General features: G+C 40.8%; 18 protein-coding genes. All 18 read right to left on the bottom strand.

Annotated features, from left to right (window positions below):
• Position 1 precedes the first annotated feature (1 nt).
• Positions 2–289: a WXG100 family type VII secretion target gene (locus tag HMPREF0833_RS08795; protein ID WP_003016069.1), complete on the bottom strand. Its 288-nt coding sequence runs from the start codon at positions 287–289 to the stop codon at positions 2–4.
• Between the two features lie 605 nt (positions 290–894).
• Positions 895–2,745, bottom strand: coding sequence for a proline--tRNA ligase (locus HMPREF0833_RS08790; RefSeq protein ID WP_003016137.1), 1,851 nt, complete (start codon positions 2,743–2,745; stop codon positions 895–897).
• A 15-nt stretch (positions 2,746–2,760) separates the two neighbouring features.
• Complete coding sequence (locus HMPREF0833_RS08785) at positions 2,761–4,020, bottom strand: M50 family metallopeptidase (protein ID WP_013904562.1); 1,260 nt, start codon at positions 4,018–4,020, stop codon at positions 2,761–2,763.
• 36 nt (positions 4,021–4,056) lie between these two features.
• On the bottom strand, positions 4,057–4,860 hold the full coding sequence (locus HMPREF0833_RS08780) for a phosphatidate cytidylyltransferase (RefSeq protein WP_041818427.1): 804 nt from the start codon (positions 4,858–4,860) through the stop codon (positions 4,057–4,059).
• A gap of 9 nt (positions 4,861–4,869) precedes the next feature.
• On the bottom strand, positions 4,870–5,619 hold the full coding sequence (locus HMPREF0833_RS08775) for an isoprenyl transferase (RefSeq protein ID WP_003016124.1): 750 nt from the start codon (positions 5,617–5,619) through the stop codon (positions 4,870–4,872).
• 154 nt (positions 5,620–5,773) lie between these two features.
• Positions 5,774–6,100 (bottom strand): preprotein translocase subunit YajC, encoded by a 327-nt coding sequence (gene yajC / locus HMPREF0833_RS08770; RefSeq protein WP_003016077.1) that lies wholly within the window; start codon positions 6,098–6,100, stop codon positions 5,774–5,776.
• Positions 6,101–6,255: 155 nt separating this feature from the next.
• Entirely contained in the window at positions 6,256–6,501 is a 246-nt protein-coding gene (locus HMPREF0833_RS08765; protein ID WP_037616900.1) for a hypothetical protein, read from the bottom strand.
• A gap of 225 nt (positions 6,502–6,726) precedes the next feature.
• The gene (locus HMPREF0833_RS08760) at positions 6,727–8,856 is read right to left on the bottom strand and encodes an AAA family ATPase (RefSeq protein ID WP_013904559.1); all 2,130 of its coding nucleotides are present in this window, start codon (positions 8,854–8,856) and stop codon (positions 6,727–6,729) included.
• Between the two features lie 356 nt (positions 8,857–9,212).
• A complete protein-coding gene (locus HMPREF0833_RS08755; protein WP_013904558.1) occupies positions 9,213–9,512 on the bottom strand; it encodes a hypothetical protein in 300 nt (99 codons plus the stop codon).
• 18 nt (positions 9,513–9,530) lie between these two features.
• The gene (locus HMPREF0833_RS08750) at positions 9,531–9,911 is read right to left on the bottom strand and encodes a hypothetical protein (RefSeq protein ID WP_013904557.1); all 381 of its coding nucleotides are present in this window, start codon (positions 9,909–9,911) and stop codon (positions 9,531–9,533) included.
• On the bottom strand, positions 9,890–11,485 hold the full coding sequence (locus HMPREF0833_RS08745) for an alpha/beta hydrolase family protein (RefSeq protein ID WP_013904556.1): 1,596 nt from the start codon (positions 11,483–11,485) through the stop codon (positions 9,890–9,892). Before HMPREF0833_RS08745 ends, HMPREF0833_RS08750 begins: the two co-directional genes overlap by 22 nt.
• Positions 11,475–11,870, bottom strand: coding sequence for a DUF1310 family protein (locus tag HMPREF0833_RS08740; protein WP_013904555.1), 396 nt, complete (start codon positions 11,868–11,870; stop codon positions 11,475–11,477). The genes HMPREF0833_RS08745 and HMPREF0833_RS08740 overlap by 11 nt, the downstream gene beginning before the upstream one ends.
• Positions 11,871–12,032: 162 nt before the next feature.
• Positions 12,033–12,458: a DUF1310 family protein gene (locus tag HMPREF0833_RS08735; protein WP_013904554.1), complete on the bottom strand. Its 426-nt coding sequence runs from the start codon at positions 12,456–12,458 to the stop codon at positions 12,033–12,035.
• Positions 12,459–12,479: 21 nt separating this feature from the next.
• The gene (locus HMPREF0833_RS08730) at positions 12,480–12,878 is read right to left on the bottom strand and encodes a DUF1310 family protein (protein WP_013904553.1); all 399 of its coding nucleotides are present in this window, start codon (positions 12,876–12,878) and stop codon (positions 12,480–12,482) included.
• Positions 12,879–12,986: 108 nt separating this feature from the next.
• Positions 12,987–13,751: an amino acid ABC transporter ATP-binding protein gene (locus HMPREF0833_RS08725; RefSeq protein ID WP_003016067.1), complete on the bottom strand. Its 765-nt coding sequence runs from the start codon at positions 13,749–13,751 to the stop codon at positions 12,987–12,989.
• A 19-nt stretch (positions 13,752–13,770) separates the two neighbouring features.
• Positions 13,771–14,457: an amino acid ABC transporter permease gene (locus tag HMPREF0833_RS08720; protein ID WP_013904552.1), complete on the bottom strand. Its 687-nt coding sequence runs from the start codon at positions 14,455–14,457 to the stop codon at positions 13,771–13,773.
• Positions 14,458–14,460: 3 nt separating this feature from the next.
• Entirely contained in the window at positions 14,461–15,153 is a 693-nt protein-coding gene (locus HMPREF0833_RS08715; protein WP_013904551.1) for an amino acid ABC transporter permease, read from the bottom strand.
• 66 nt (positions 15,154–15,219) lie between these two features.
• The gene (locus HMPREF0833_RS08710) at positions 15,220–16,098 is read right to left on the bottom strand and encodes a transporter substrate-binding domain-containing protein (RefSeq protein WP_003004175.1); all 879 of its coding nucleotides are present in this window, start codon (positions 16,096–16,098) and stop codon (positions 15,220–15,222) included.
• Positions 16,099–16,111 lie beyond the last annotated feature (13 nt).

The raw sequence follows: 16,111 nt of genomic DNA, 5'->3' as shown, positions 1-16,111 counted from the left end.
CTTAATGGATTTGTGCAGCGATATCTTGGTCAGTTTGTTCAACGATATCAGCAACTTTAATCAATTGACCATTGATGTCTTCCAACAATTGAGCGAATTGTTTGATCTTTGGAGACAATTCGTTGAATTGTGCTTCAAAGCTATCAAATGCAGATCCATCCCAGTTTGCATCGATGACCTGTTGTTCATGAGTCAAAGTAGTAAGGATTTGATCGATCTCTTGAGAACCTTGTGCATAGCGTTGTGCTGAAGCACGTAGATCTTCTGGAGTTAATTTAATTTGAGCCATATTTTTCTCCTTTTGGGCTGATACCCTTATATTTTTTTCATAAACAATACATTAGAATGAATTAGTGAAATTCCAGACAACTGTATATTTTCCCTTTTTCCTCTCCCAGTATTATTTACTTAAAAATATCTTAATGAAATATTGTGAGAATGTCAATATTATAGGGCAAACTGATAAAACATTGTAACTTTGTTACAGCAATGTAATTTTTTGTAACAAAAATGTAACATATATTCAAAAAAGCCTGCCCCAATAGTCTTTAATTAGTAACAATTTGATTGTGTGAAAGAGATGTATTTTTTCTATATATTAACTCAACACATAGAGCGTAAATGTCGATTTTATACTTACGCTTTGAGTAGTATTAGATTTTTTTGTATAAATTCCCATTTTTGCTTTCAGAAGTTTATATCATACAAGGAGATCAGTATAGAAAATCCCCTTTATTCTAGCACCAAGACAATTCTTCACCTACAAGAAATCTCTATGAAAAAATATTCTACTCATCTCTATCTCATCCATAACCCTTACCGTTGTAATGTTGGCCATAAAAAAACTCTCTGAGCATTTCTTTAACACATGGTTAAGGCTCAGAAAGCTTTTTCTTATTTGTTCAAGATTGAAAGGGTTTCAAGGAGATTATCTGCATGAACTTCGATGGTATCTCCTGTTGCTTTGATTTTCACTTCAACGATGCCTTCAGCTGCTTTTTTACCAACTGTTACGCGGATTGGAAGTCCAATCAAATCGCTATCGCTGAATTTGACACCAGCCCGTTCATTTCGGTCATCCACCAAGACTTCGTAGCCTTTATTGACTAAGCTTTCTTCGATCTGATTGGTCAAAGCAAGGCTCGCTTCATCCTTGATATTGACTGGAATCAAATGCACATCAAATGGCGCCAATTCTTTAGGGAAGTTAATCCCCCAAGCGTAACGGTATTCCCCTTTTGGTGTCTTATTGACAAAGAGGCGTGCATGTTGTTCCATAACCGCTGAAAGAAGACGACTCACACCGATACCATAGCAACCCATGATGATTGGAACTGCACGGCCGTTTTCGTCCAAGACATCTGCTCCCATGCTAGCTGAGTAGCGTGTGCCGAGTTTGAAAATGTGACCGATCTCGATCCCTCGTGCAAATTTCAAGACGCCTTTACCATCCGGTGAGATTTCACCTTCACGAACTTCACGGATATCGACGTATTCCGCAGTAAAATCACGTCCTGGGTTGACACCAGTCAAGTGGTAGCCTGTTTCATTGGCACCGACTACTGCATTGCGACTATCTTGAACCTTGCGGTCTGCGATAATCTTGACATTTTCAGGGAGATCTACTGGACCAAGAGAGCCAAAATCTGCTCCCAATAATTCTTTCACTTCCACTTCTGTTGCAGGTTCAAAGAAATCAGCTCCAAGGTAATTTTTCAACTTCACTTCATTAAGCTGATCATTTCCAACAAGTAGAGCTACTACAGGCTCACCGTCGGCAATGTAGACCAAGGTCTTGATCGTTGCACTTTCTGAAACATTCAAGAAATTTGCTACTTCATCAATAGATTTAACACCTGGTGTTTCCACGCGTTTGACTTCTTCTTCAGACACAACCCGGTTGCTTGGCTTGTACTCATTGGTAGCCATTTCCAAGTTCGCAGCATAGGTTGATTCGCTTGAATAAGCAATCGTATCTTCCCCAGAAACCATCCATTTAAGCAATTCTGCTTTAATTTCCTCTTGGACTTCTGCTGGGATCTCATCAAACGAAGGTACGGATTTGTCTAGAACCACCCAACGATCTAAGTCTGTACGAGCAGGTGTTACAGCCATGAACTCTTGGCTATCTTTTCCACCCATGGCACCACCATCTCCGATAATAGCCTTGAAGTCGATTCCACTACGGGTAAAGATACGCTCATAAGCCGCCTTGTATTCATCATAAGTAACATCCAAACTATCATAGTTAGCATGGAAACTGTAACCATCTTTCATGATGAACTCACGGGTCCGAAGAAGACCGTTCCGTGGACGCTTTTCATCACGGTATTTTGGTTGAATTTGGTAGAGATTCAATGGCAATTGCTTGTAAGATTTTACCGAGTCGCGCACAATAGCGGTAAAGGTTTCTTCATGAGTTGGACCTAAGATAAAGTCAGAGCCTTCACGGTTTTTCAACTTATAGAGGTCTTCCCCGTAAGTTTCGTAACGACCAGATTCACGCCAGAGATCCGCACTCAAAAGGGCTGGAGCTAGCATTTCTACTGCTCCAATTTTTTCGAATTCTTGGCGCATGATGCCTTTTGCTTTTTCAATCACTCGATTTGCTAAGGGCAGATAAGAATAGACACCAGCTGATACTTGGCGAACATAACCTGCACGCAACATCAAAGCATGGCTAATGACTTGGGCATCGCTTGGCATTTCGCGAAGCGTTGGAATCAACATTTTACTTTGTTTCATGGACAATATCCTTTTCTATTTCAAAAATAATTTTATAATATCATTCCAGGTGACAGCAATCATCAAAATAACCATTACAGCTACACCTGCAAGTGTCATATAGGTTTCTACTTCTTGTTTTAGTGGTTTTCTCCGAACCACTTCGATTAAATTGATCAAGATTTTCCCGCCATCCAAAGCCGGAATCGGGATTAGATTGAAGATGCCAATATTAATAGAGAGCATGGCCATAAGAGATAACACTGCCGGAATCCCTAATTGAGCAGCTTGTGAGCTGGCATTGTAGATGGCAACCGGACCACCCAGTTTATTGAGACTAAAGTGGAAAATAATATCTTTCAAAGCTCCCAAAATCCGTGTCGCTGTATTCCAGGTATCTGTAAAACCAGACAAGAGTTTATCTACAAATCCTGTCTTGAGGCCGTTTGTCACACCCAGATAGTAACGATCCCCTGACTTGGTTGGCTTCACTTTGACTTCTTTTTCTTGGCCGTCTGTCTTGACTTTCAGGGTCAATTCAGGAGTCGTCTTGCTGTCCTTGGTTGCCTTCTCGACAGCATCTGTCAGTTCATCCCAGTTGCTAACGGTATCGTTGTTGACTTGAAGGATCTGAACAGTGCTTTTGACACCGACCTTAGCAAGCGCCCCATCGGGTGCCACCTGAACATTGTTGCTGTAGTAGTCAATCGCACCACCGCGCATAAAGGCTAGAAGTGAGTAGACGACAATACTGAGGATAAAGTTGTTCATAGGACCCGCAAAGTTGGTGATTAATCGTCCCCAAATGCTGGCGTTCTGATACTGAACATCTTTGGGTGCAATCCGCACTTCTGTCCCATCTTCCTCAACGATGGTCGCATCATGATCGACACCATAGGTCTTGGTCTCATCGGGAACCAAGCCCGTAATTTCCAGTTTGTCTTCAAAGTCAAACTGGGTAACATTCATGGGAAGGGCTGTCTGATCCAGATTCTTTCCAGAAAGATTGATCCGGACGACCTTACCAGCTTCATTTACTGTCAAGCTGACAGGCGTTCCGGTTTTAATCTCAGTTGTATCCTCACCCCAGCCAGCCATACGAACATAGCCACCTAAAGGTAGAATGCGAATGGTATAAGCTGTTCCATCTTGACCAATATGGGCAAAGATTTTTGGTCCCATCCCGATCGAGAATTCTCGCACTAGAATGCCCGATTTTTTTGCAAAATAGAAATGACCAAACTCGTGAACGAGAACGATCACTCCAAAAATAACTATAAAGGCAATAAACTGCATCGTTCTATACGTGGTTTCCTTTCTATCTCTTCTGTCTTAGAACAAGCCCAAGAAATGCATCAAGGGAAAGACAAAAATCAAACTATCAAAGCGGTCTAGAACACCGCCATGTCCTGGAATAAATTTCCCAGAATCCTTGACACCGAAGTGGCGTTTAATCGCACTCTCTACGAGGTCGCCAAATTGACCTGCAATACTAAAAAGGATAGTAAAGAAGATCATGGCAAAAAAACCATGTCCACCCGCTACAGAGCGATCAATGATCATAAAAAGAACGGTCACAACAACTGCAGATAGGATTCCACCTAGGCTACCTTCCACCGTTTTATTGGGAGAAACCGTAGGCATGAGCTTACGTTTCCCAAACTGACTTCCCACAAGGTAGGCGCCTGAATCAGTAGCCCAGACTATAAAGAGGGCTAAAAGAACCTTGTCGATACCAGCAATTCGAGCATCTACTAAGGAATGGAAACCAAGTCCAACATAAAAGCTGGAAGCAATGGGATAGACCACATCCTCATAATTGTAATTCTGAGCGAGAACAGTTGTTCCCATTAGAGTCAAGACGATTAAACCGTAAGCAATCATATTGCCATCTGCTGGAAGGTAAGGAAGGTAGTCCTCGATCGGTAAGGTCAAAACAAAGGCCGCTAACATGGCGAGCGCACCTTCAAAGGTCGCTGTTTCAAGCCCTTTCATCTTGAGCAGTTCATGAACACCTAGCATAGCAATCAAACCAATTACAATCTGGAAGAACACCCCTCCAACCATTACTGTTGGAATGAAAAAGAGTAGGGCAATCCCTCCAAAAATCACACGTTTTTGTAAATCTTTCGTCATCATCTTCTCCTAAACACCGCCAAATCTCCGGTGGCGATGGCTATATTCTACTACGGCACTTCTTAGTGCCTCTTCTCCAAAATCGGGCCACATCACATCCGTGAAATACAACTCACTGTAAGCAGCCTGCCAAGGAAGAAAGTTACTCAAACGGATCTCCCCACTTGTACGGATAATCAAATCCGGATCCCTTAGAATACGTGGCAAACTTTCGGTGTAGAGATAATCTGCGATCACTTCTTCTGTAATATCTTCTGGACTGAACTTCGCATCCAAGACTTCTTGGGCGATTTGCTTCACAGCCTGAGTGATCTCTGCACGTCCACCATAATTGAGTGCGAAATTCAGAATCAAGCCAGTATTGAGGTGAGTCATCGCTTCTGCTCTTTCCAAAGCCTCTAAGGTTTCTTTGGGTAATTTCTTGGTATCACCGATCATTTGAATCTTGACATTATTGCGATGCAATTCGGGAACGAAGCGATCATAAAACTCAACTGGCAAGTGCATGATAAACTTAACTTCATCTTCAGGGCGTGCCCAATTTTCCGTAGAAAAGGCATAGACTGTCAAGACCTGAACCCCCATATTTTTCGCTGCAATTGTCACTTCTTGGAGAGCTTCCATCCCTGCTTTATGACCAAAGACACGCGGTTGCATCCGCTTTTTCGCCCAGCGACCATTGCCATCCATAATGATCCCAATGTGTTTCGGGACTTCTAAAGGAATCTCGATTTTTTCTTTCTTCTTAAAACGAAACATGTTTTTCTACCTATTTCAATATTTATCGCTTCATTATACCATAAATCCCCATAAAATAGGGACTATGGCCTCTATTTTGAACCAGCAGTACTTTCTTTCATCACATCGTCCTATTTGCCCATCAAAAAAGAGGCCTTTGCCTCTTCTTTGATAATTATTCTTCGATGGCTGAATCGGCATCTGAGCTAGCACCTTCTGTAGCAGTGGCTGAGATTCCTTCTGATACAGGAAGAACTGTTTTGATCGCTCCTAATTCAAAGGTCAGGTAGACACCATCAACATCCAAGACAACCGTCTTGCGTTCTGTATCGACTTCATCAATAGTTCCGTACAAGCCACCAATCGTGATGACTTCATTTCCTTTTTGAAGTTTATTCAAACTTTCCATCCGTTTTTGGTACTGTTTCTTTTGGCTACGGCTCATGAAGTACATCAAACCGACCATAAGAACGAGCATAATTAGCAAACTTCCGCCTTGCATATGTTTCTCCTTTAATTTTCATATATGCTATACTATATCAAATTTTGCCTGTCTTTTCAAGTTTTCCCATCCTCTTCAAGCAAATCAGACTCCAGCCTCAAAGAGGAGGCAAGTTTTGATGAAAAAGAAAAAAACCACGAAAAGTGGGCTACTGACTAGTCAATCTCAATGCCATACTTTTCATGATTCTCATCATACCAATCAATCAAGGCCAAGGCTGTTTGATAGGTAATATTTTTAATTTTACTCGTTCCCTTGGTCAAAGTCGCTAAGCTCATTTTGCTGATATTGGTTTCAGTTGCAACACGGTAGCTCGTTAAACGACCATCTACCATCAACTGAACAACAGCTTCAACCTTTTTGTATTCGGGAGTTGAGTAGATATCAATTGTATTGTTCATCATACTTCCATTCCTCAAATTTTTTTACTTTATAGATTATATACTTATTTTCTTTATTTATTAATAAATTTGCTTAATTCCTATGATTTTCCCTAATTATTAATATTTTTTTGCACATTTTTGGTGTTTTCGATTCTATCAGGCGAATAATTTCCCCCGGGTGGGAAGAAAAAATAAAGACTGCTATATTATAGCAGTCCCCATTTTTTCTATCACTGTCAGAAGTTATTCTGCTTCTTTATCCGTATTTTCTTCTTTCTTGGTATCTTTTTCTCTGATCACAAGTACACCATCTTCCATGTTAGCTTCAAGATGTTTGGCATCCAAATTATCCAAGTGGAAGTCTGTGACTTTGTCACGGATTTGTTGTTCAACTACCCGACGGAGTGGACGAACACCCATCACTTCATCATAACCTTCTTCAGTCATATATTCTTTGGCTGCATCGCTCACTGCCAAATCGATTTCCTTCTTAGAAAGGGTCTTATTGACATCTACCAACATCAAATCGACAATCTTAGAAAGGTCTTCCTTGCTCAAGTGTGAGAATTCAATGACAGCGTTGAAACGATTGAGGAATTCTGGACGGAAGTAAGGTTTCAAACGATCCATGAGTTCTGGTTTATCCGCATCTTCTGTCAAGTTGGCTTCGTAACCAAAGCCAGCGTTTGAAGTAGCGATAATCACAGTGTTCTTGAAGTTGACCGTGTTCCCTTGACCATCTGTCAAACGACCATCATCCAAGACTTGAAGGAGAAGGGTGATCACTTGAGGATCCGCCTTTTCAATTTCGTCAAGAAGAACGATTGAGTATGGGTTACGGCGAACACGTTCTGTTAAGGTATTGCTATTGTCATCATATCCAACATAACCAGCTGTCGTACCAATCAATTTAGAAACGGCTGTACGGTCGCTGTATTCTGACATGTCCAAACGGATGATCGCATCTTTGGTTCCGAACATGTCAAGAGCCAATTGTTTAGCCAACTCAGTCTTACCGACACCAGTAGGACCTACAAAGAGGAAGCTACCGATTGGACGGTTACCTTCGTCAAATCCTGCACGGTTCCGACGGATAGCACGTGCCACTGCTTCAACGGCTTTATCTTGACCGATAACCTTAGTTTGCAAACGGTGACCCATATCTTTCAAACGTTCGATATCGGTTACACCCATTTGAGAAACTGGAATACCCGTCATCCGTTCTACAGATTCAGCCACATCGTTGATTGTTGCTGTTACCTTATGGTCTTCTGTGTGGTTGGCAATTTTCTTTTCAAGTTCTTCGATACGAACTTTTGCTTTCAAAGCTACTTCGTAATCTTCTTTAGCAGCAGCTTCTTCTTGTTTGGTTTTTTCTTCTTCAATTTCATGTTCCACAGCATGGACATCTGTTACTGGATGTTGGGCTGCCAAGTGAGCAGCTGTCACATCGACCAAGTCAATGGCCTTATCAGGCAAGCTACGTTGTGGAATGTATTGGATTGAATAATCAACTGCTGCCTTCAAAACTTCATCTGGCAAGATGACATTGTGGTGTTTTTCATAAAGATCACGGATCCCTTGGAGAATCTTGAAAGTATCTTCAGCAGAAGGAGCATTGACTTTCACTTCGTTGAAACGACGAGCAAGAGCCGCATTCTTCAAGATGGTGTTACGGTATTCATCTTGAGTAGTTGCCCCAATGACTGTCAATTCCCCACGTGAAAGGGCAGGTTTGATAATATCCGCAAGACCTTTAGACCCTTGACCATCACCTGTGCTACCTGCACCAAGAATTTGATGGATTTCATCAAAGAAGAGAATAACATTTCCCATAGCCTTGACTTCTTGGATCAGATTTTGAATATTTTCTTCAAAGCTACCACGGTATTGCGTACCAGCTTCTAGACCAGAAATATCAATCGAGATGATTTCTTTGTTCTTGATAGCAGCTGGAACATCTCCGTTCACAATAGCTTGTGCCAAACCTTCTACAACTGCTGTTTTACCAACACCGGCATCCCCTACAAGGACAGGATTGTTCTTGGTACGACGAGACAAGATTTCAGCAGTTTCTTGAATTTCTTTATTACGTCCGATGACCGGATCCAATTTTCCTTCACGAGCTTCTTCGGTCAAGTTGCGACCAAGTTTTGCAAGGATCCCATCTTGTTTCATTCCCTTACCTTGATGGTGTTGCACTTGCTCGCTTCCTTCATTTGGAAGTTGACCAGTTTGGCGGTAAACTGCGAATTCTTCAGGTGTCACTTCACGACCGTTGATCATGTAGCGACGGCTTTCAGAACGAAAACCACCCATATTTCCCATTAGTTGATTGAAAAGATCATCCATATTGTTAAAGTTGTTATTCATATTGTATACCTCTAATTTACATAATTTTAATTCATTCTTGAAAATTAGCAGACCAATTGGCTGCTATTTGATTGTTTACATAATTTTAATTCATTTATTTAATAATAGCCCTACAGGCTAACGGTTTCTATTTTTCCTTTTATCAATTAGTTGTCTTAATTCTGGAAATAGCATACCACCATCTCCTTTCCACTATTGATCTTGTAAACCAGTAGGTTTTCCCAACCTCTTTTTGTTTACATAAATTATTATAACGCAGACTGATTTCTTTGTCAACACTTTTTTACATAATTTTTAAATTTATTAAAAAAATCTGGATGTCACTCCAGATTCCACATTTAAATAGAAGTACTTGGCTAGATAGATTTAAATTTGCCAGCTTTTTCTTGAATAGCCGTCTGTACATTTTTAGCAAATTGACCCACCATGGACTGATCCAGTTGTTTTCCAACTACCTGGACTTCTGCTTCGGCTACTGTTGTAATCGCAGTCAATCCATCATTGTAACGCTTCTCAACTCCTGCTTTGCAGGTCAATAAAACGGGCGCATAGACAACCCGGATTAAATCTTTTTCAAGTTTCTTTCGACTTTCGATGATCCTCATCTTATCTTTCATATCTAAATCAAAAAAATCTTTAACTGGATTATCACCCATACTTCCTCCTCTTCTATACTATGAAACTTTATCTTGTGCAAACTCCTCTTCCAGTTGACGTCTATCTTTCCGGTAGAATTGCCATAAATTCTCTTCCTCGATTTCGATCTGTTTTAAGGCTACTTGTGCAGCTTCTCTAGCTTCGAGATCATACTCTTCGATACAGCGATGGAGGGACTCCCATCCACAACTGACATCAACCGCCTGCTTTTGTAAAAAGGAAGCTGCCATCGCATATTCTTCTTCCAGCATCTGGGTGAAGAGCTGCTGTTTTCTTTCCACTAGGCAACGCTTTTCATCTAGCTCCAAGCGCGCTTTTTGAAACTCTCTTTCCAAGTGATCTAGTTTCTTTTCCTTTTTCGAAAGAGTAGATGAAATTAATAAGCTAGTTGTTCCCACTGGTTCATTTCTCCTGCTATTTCTTGATCTTTTGCTTTTAAGAGCTCAATTCCTGCATTCACTTGCTCGTTTAAAGTATGAAATTTATTTGATAAGGACTGATATGCAGCCAAACGATTGTCAAACCTTTCTCTTACTTCAGTGACAACTGTTTGCCTTGTTGCACCAGCCTGTGCATAAGCCTCCTCTACTTCGGCAAGATTGAGAATGAAGCCTTTCGGAACGGTCTGTAATACTTTCTCCAAAGCTTCTAAATCCGTATCCAGTTGTACCTTAGATTTCTGAGCTTGCTCCAGCCCTTCATCCACTACTCGAATCAGCTCATCAGAAGCCAAGCGCGCCTGCAAAGCATCCAGATAGATCCGTTCACTTGAGCTCAGTCCACCACCTGTTTTTTGCAATTTATCCTTTAAGCGATAGTAAACCTTCATCCGCTCTTCAATGATTTCCTTGCGAGTGATGGCTTCCGTTCCCTTTTCAAGAACCAAATTCCCATCCTTATCATAGATATAACCATGCATCATATGTTGCAGGCCAGTATTTTTTAAATCATTAGTTTTGAGGTGCTTGACAATCCCACTGGATTCCTTGCTTCCAGAATCCTGATAGCCCAGGCTAACCAAATCTTTATGGTCGATGTGGTTGTAGATTTTGTACTTCAGCGAATCTATACGCGCTTTTTGCTCGAGTGTTAAGATGGGATAGGCATTAGGGCCATTATATAAATGGACGGTCCCAATATGAGAAGCTTCCTCTTCCGTCAAGCAGGCAAGAGCATACTGAATATTCATAGACCCCAGAGAGTGACCGTATAGATCGATCTTGGCATTAGGGTATTTTCGGATCACCTCTTTCAAATGAGCTGCAGCATCTTTAAATTGCGGAGGCGGGAAAGTCCCGTTTTCATCATTGTATTTTTTTAAAAAAGCAGCTCCCATTAAAGCAGGAAATTTAACCTGTTCTTCGGCTGTTCTTTCTGCAAAAAAACCGACCATATCTGATGCTTTTTCCTGTACGAAATTGCTGACAGGATTGTCCATCGCTTTTTGTATGAACCTACCAACGGGAGTGGCCTCCGGTGGAAGATTAACAGATGTAGGAATAATTGCATCTTCGAAAGCTTCTACAGCATTGTTAAAACTATCTTTAGCCTTATCACGCACATAATTCTTCGCATATTCGGTTGCATACTCGCTCGCACCACCAGGGTTCAAAATATTGGAAGCTGCTGGCAAATCTGTCTTTACCCAATCCGTAAACGTATCATGGAGTAATTTTTGTGTACTTGTTTCAGTTTCAGATCCCTTCATCAAAACTGTCACGTCATGGATCTGGGCTCGCGCTTCATCTGAGGCAGAATAGGGGACTGCTTTTTGTTGCGCGCCTTGGCCATTATTAGTAAGAACGAAGACCTGCTCCTCATTGTCATTTACATTATCATAAATGTGAGCGGTATGGCCTATATAATATTTTCCATTTTCAATAGTTTGCTTTTTCCCAATTTCTGATGGAACATATTCTAATAAAGCCACCTCCTTATGTAGATAATCTGAATCTATTGAATTATTGTCCATAATATTTCCCTTCTAAAAGTTCGTCCAACTCTGTAGGTGTACTGGATGCCGCAACATGATATAATCCTGATTCCTTTTCTATTACTACCATATCAACAATCAACTTATCATCATTATTAATAACAACCTCAATATTAATCCCTTCCATTGGATTATATTTCAATTTATCTTTTAAAATCCTATAAGTCTTTATTTTCCCATTTGGAGTCAGTGCTTCCGGGTCCAGGTTTTTTAGATATTTTTCAATTGCTACCTTCATCTTCTTACTCTCTGCGATTTGAATCATTTCTTGTTTCTTGGCAGATTGTCCATTAAAAAAGCTACATCCTCCTAAGCTCAGGCTAAATACTACCATTATCAACACAATAAATTTACTTTTTTTCATCTTCTTCCCATTCTTTCTTCAGGTTTCTTAGAATTTATTATACAAAATTCTATTCATACCTAAAATGTTACTTTTGTTAAAAAATGTTGCCAAATCGTTACAAGCACTAGCTATTAATGTAATATATTGGTTTTGATTCAGAAATGTTTCTATTTACTTATATTAGGGGTATTTACCTGAATGATTGCTAGTTAATAAATCACTTAACTCCTCTGTTTCCCCAAAATAGGTCTCTTCATATTTCCCTGTTGTAGCGTCCTCTTGTATAGTTGTGCTTAAAACTAACTTTTCATCATTATTTATAACTATTTTTACTAATAGCCCTCCCATCGGATTATAATCTAAATCATCTTTAGAAATTTTATATGATTTTATTTTTCCCTCTGGCGTTAGGGCCTTCGAATCTAATTTTGTTAACATGTTTTCAATCGCTACTTTCATCTTCTTACTCTCTGCGATTTGAATCATTTCTCGTTTCTTTGTAGATCGTCCGGTAATAAAACTGCATCCTCCTAGAAACAAAGTGGTTAGCAATAACCATAACGTCCATCTTATTTTAGTTTTCCTATTTTCCTTTGATGCTTCCATGAACGACTCCACTAAATGAGTTTATTTCCCATCCTCTTCTGCTTCACTTAACAGATCACTTAATTTTGCTGAAATACCGTAACTACCTGCTTCGAACTGTCCTGAATCTTCCATTTGAACAGTCGTATCGATCGTTAACTTTTTATCGCCATTGATAACGAGAGTGATATTCATCCCTCCCATTGGATTGTATTCCAATTCACCTTTTATCAGGGTATAGGAGTGAATGACCCCTTCTGAAGTGAAAGCTTTAGGATCGATACTGATTAACAAGTGTTTTATCGCTCGCTCCATTTTCGTGCTTTCTGCGATCTGAATCATTTCCCTTCTCTCAGCAGCTTTATCCGTAAAAAGACTGCAACCTCCTAAAAACAAAGTCAGTAAAAATAGTAGCATTAATCGTTGTTTTTTATCAGTCATATGTTCCCTCTCACTTATATTATTCGTAATGTTTTTTAAAAAATGAGCCAATTTTTAAAAATTTTTTCCAGATCCTAAAAAACACACCCTTACTGGGTGTGTCTCCTGTTAAATCATATATTCGACACTGTAGGTAGCATCGGATAAAATCCGTGAAAGGAATTGTTTGGTTCGTTCTTCTTTTGGACTGTTGAAGAATTCATGCGGTTCATTTTCTTCAATGATGTGTCCGCCATCCATAAAGATGACGTGGTTGGCCACATCACGCGCAAAGCCCATCTCATGGGTTACGACAACCATGGTTACTCCTTCTTGGGCCAATTGCTTCATAACATCTAAGACATCCCCGACCAACTCTGGGTCTAGCGCTGAAGTCGGCTCGTCCAGCAAGATCACATCTGGTTTCACTGCGATGGCACGCGCGATTCCGATCCGTTGCTGCTGGCCCCCTGACAATTGAGAAGGATAGTAATCCTTGTAAGCGAGGAGACCAACTTTTTCAAGGGCTGATTCTGCCCGTTGGATAGCCTCTTCTTTTGGAATCTTACGGGCTACAACCAGGCCTTCTAAGATATTTTCAAGCGCTGTTTTGTTAGCGAAGAGATTGTAATGCTGGAAGACAAAGGCTGTCTTTTGGCGGATTTCTAGAATCTCTTTTTTGCTGAGTTTTGAGAGGTCGTACTCTTTTCCACCTAGGGTTAAGTGGCCTGTATCTGCCTTTTCCAAGTGGTTGAGGCAGCGAAGGAAGGTTGTTTTTCCTGATCCAGATGGACCCAAAATAACGACGACATCCCCTTGGTTGACCTTGAGATTAACATCTACCAGGACTTGGTGGTCCTTAAATTTTTTCGATACGTGTTCTACTTCTAACATCTTCTTATTTCTCCTTCTTCTATGCGAGTGTCAGGCGTTTTTCTAAGCGATTGAATCCCCACTGAATCACCCCACAAATGACAATATAAAGAATAAAAATCACTAGATAGGATTCAAAATATTGATAGCCATAAGAGGCTTCGACCTTGGCAATGGCGGTAATATCCTTGATGGTCATGACAAAGACAAGGGAGGTTCCTTTGACCAAGTTGATAACCAAGTTACACAAATTGGGAAGGGCTGAACGCAAGGCTTGTGGAAAAACAATGCGGATATAGGCTTGGCGATTGGTCAAACCAATGGCTTGCGCTGCTTCTAGCTGGCCCTTATCCACCGTCAGAATGGCTGACCGGAGAATTTCAGCCAGACTCCCTGTTGTCATCAAGCTAAAGATGATAAAGGCATAGTAAATGGGATTGATCTCAAAGACATTAAAGTGACTGCCAATACTCTTAAAAAAGCTATTTAAGAGGCTGGGAAAGAGACTATAAAAGAAGAGAATCAAGAGAATCGGAGGCGTCGCGCGGATAAATGCTAAGTAAATCACTGAGAAACTGCGAACACCTTTGACCTTATAAATCTGACCGAGTGCTAAAAAGAGGGCCGGAAAAAAACTCAAGAGAATCGATACGACCATGATCAGAAGGGTCACTGGAACACCACCCAAGGTGGCTAGAAATGCTTTACTAATAAAATTGAAATCCATAAGCTACCTTTCTGTTACACTGAGTCGTTTCTCAAGGAGTTGAGCGGAGAAGGAGATCACAAGGGCAATTCCCCAGTAGATTACTGCTACAGCTGTATACGTTTCGAGGGAATAATTCCCAAGATTGCGGCTGATCAAGTTGTTGCCTGCTCCCATGATATCGATAAAGCCAATGGTATAAGCCAAAGCGGCATCGCGCATGAGGTTCAAGATGGCAGTCGTCATATTTGGAAGAGCCACGCGAAAGGCTTGGGGAAGGACAATCCGCCAAATGGTTTGAGCTGGCGTCAAGCCGATACTCAAGCCCGCTTCCATCTGACCTTTTGGAATGGCCAAATAGGCTGCCTTGAAGACCTCAGAGATCATAGCGGCAAAGAGAAGAAACATGGCAACAAGGACAAAGACAAACTTGGACCAGTGGTCAATGTCAATGCCCAACCACCAGTTCAAAAATTGGGGGAGTCCATAAAAGACCAAAAAGAGCAAGACAATCGGAGGGGTACAACGCAAAGTAAAGACATAACCTTTTGCCAGACCTGCTCCTACCTTATCTTCTGATACTTGTGCCCAGGTCAAAACCAAGCCAAATGCAGAACCGAGAACCGTCGTTAAAAACATCAAAGCTAGGGTCGCTGGTAGAGCTTGGACCAAGGTTGGAAGAAATGACCAGACCTTGGAAATGTCGTATGAGACCATGTTTCTTTTCCTTTCTGTATCCGTATAGAAATAAGGAAGCTGGGGCTATACGCACCCAGTTTCATCTTATTTCTCTTTATCTACATAACTGAAGACATCTTCACCGAAATATTTTTTCGACAATTTAGCAAGTGTGCCATCTTTTTCTAATTCTTTGATGGCCTTGCTGTATGCTTCCGCAAATTTTTCGTTTTTCTTATCCTTATGGATCAATGGGTAAGTTGGAATTCCTTTGTAGGCAAACCAGCTCAGTTTGTCCGCATATTGGTGGTAAGAACCATCTTTATCTGTGACAGCTTTTTCAAAGGAAAGTTTGATGTCAAAGAAGGCATCGTAACGTCCTTCAAGAACCCAAGCATAGGCATCTGCGACTTTGAAAGATTCGGCAGCTGTTAATTCGATTTGTTGGTCCTTATGCTTTTCATTGTATTCTTTAATAACATTCCACTGCGCATTTTGTGGTGAAATTGGAACCAATTTTCCTTTTTCTTTAGCGAAGTCATCGATATTCTTGTATTTATTCGCATCTTCTTTCCGAACGGTAAATCCGATGATACTTGCTCCGATTGGTTCTTTTGGAATGATAAATTTCTTGGCACGTTCTTCGGTATACCAAGCTCCTTTGGTTCCGATATCGTATTTACCAGATTCTAGACCGATCAAGAGATCGTCATCACTTGTTCCAGTGTACTCAAACTTGTAGTCTGGTAGTTTTTCATCAATGGCTTTGAGCACAGCTACTTCATAGCCATCTGATTCTCCTTTTTCATCAACGAAATCATACGGTACATAGTTTTGAGTGTGGGCTACTTTCAAGGTTGTTACCTTGTTCGATCCTGTTGAGCCTTTGCTGTCGTTTGCATGGTTCAAGCTCCGTCCAAGAATAGTTGCACCTGCAATGGCAAGAACTGCCACCCCACCGATAATCCATGTTTTTTTACTCATACTCTGTTCTCCC

The organism is Streptococcus parasanguinis ATCC 15912, assembly GCF_000164675.2.
In the GTDB taxonomy this organism is placed as follows: Bacteria; Bacillota; Bacilli; order Lactobacillales; family Streptococcaceae; genus Streptococcus; species Streptococcus parasanguinis.
The sequence above is the reverse complement of the archived record's forward strand: the minus strand, read 5'-3'. Positions and strand labels throughout refer to the sequence as shown.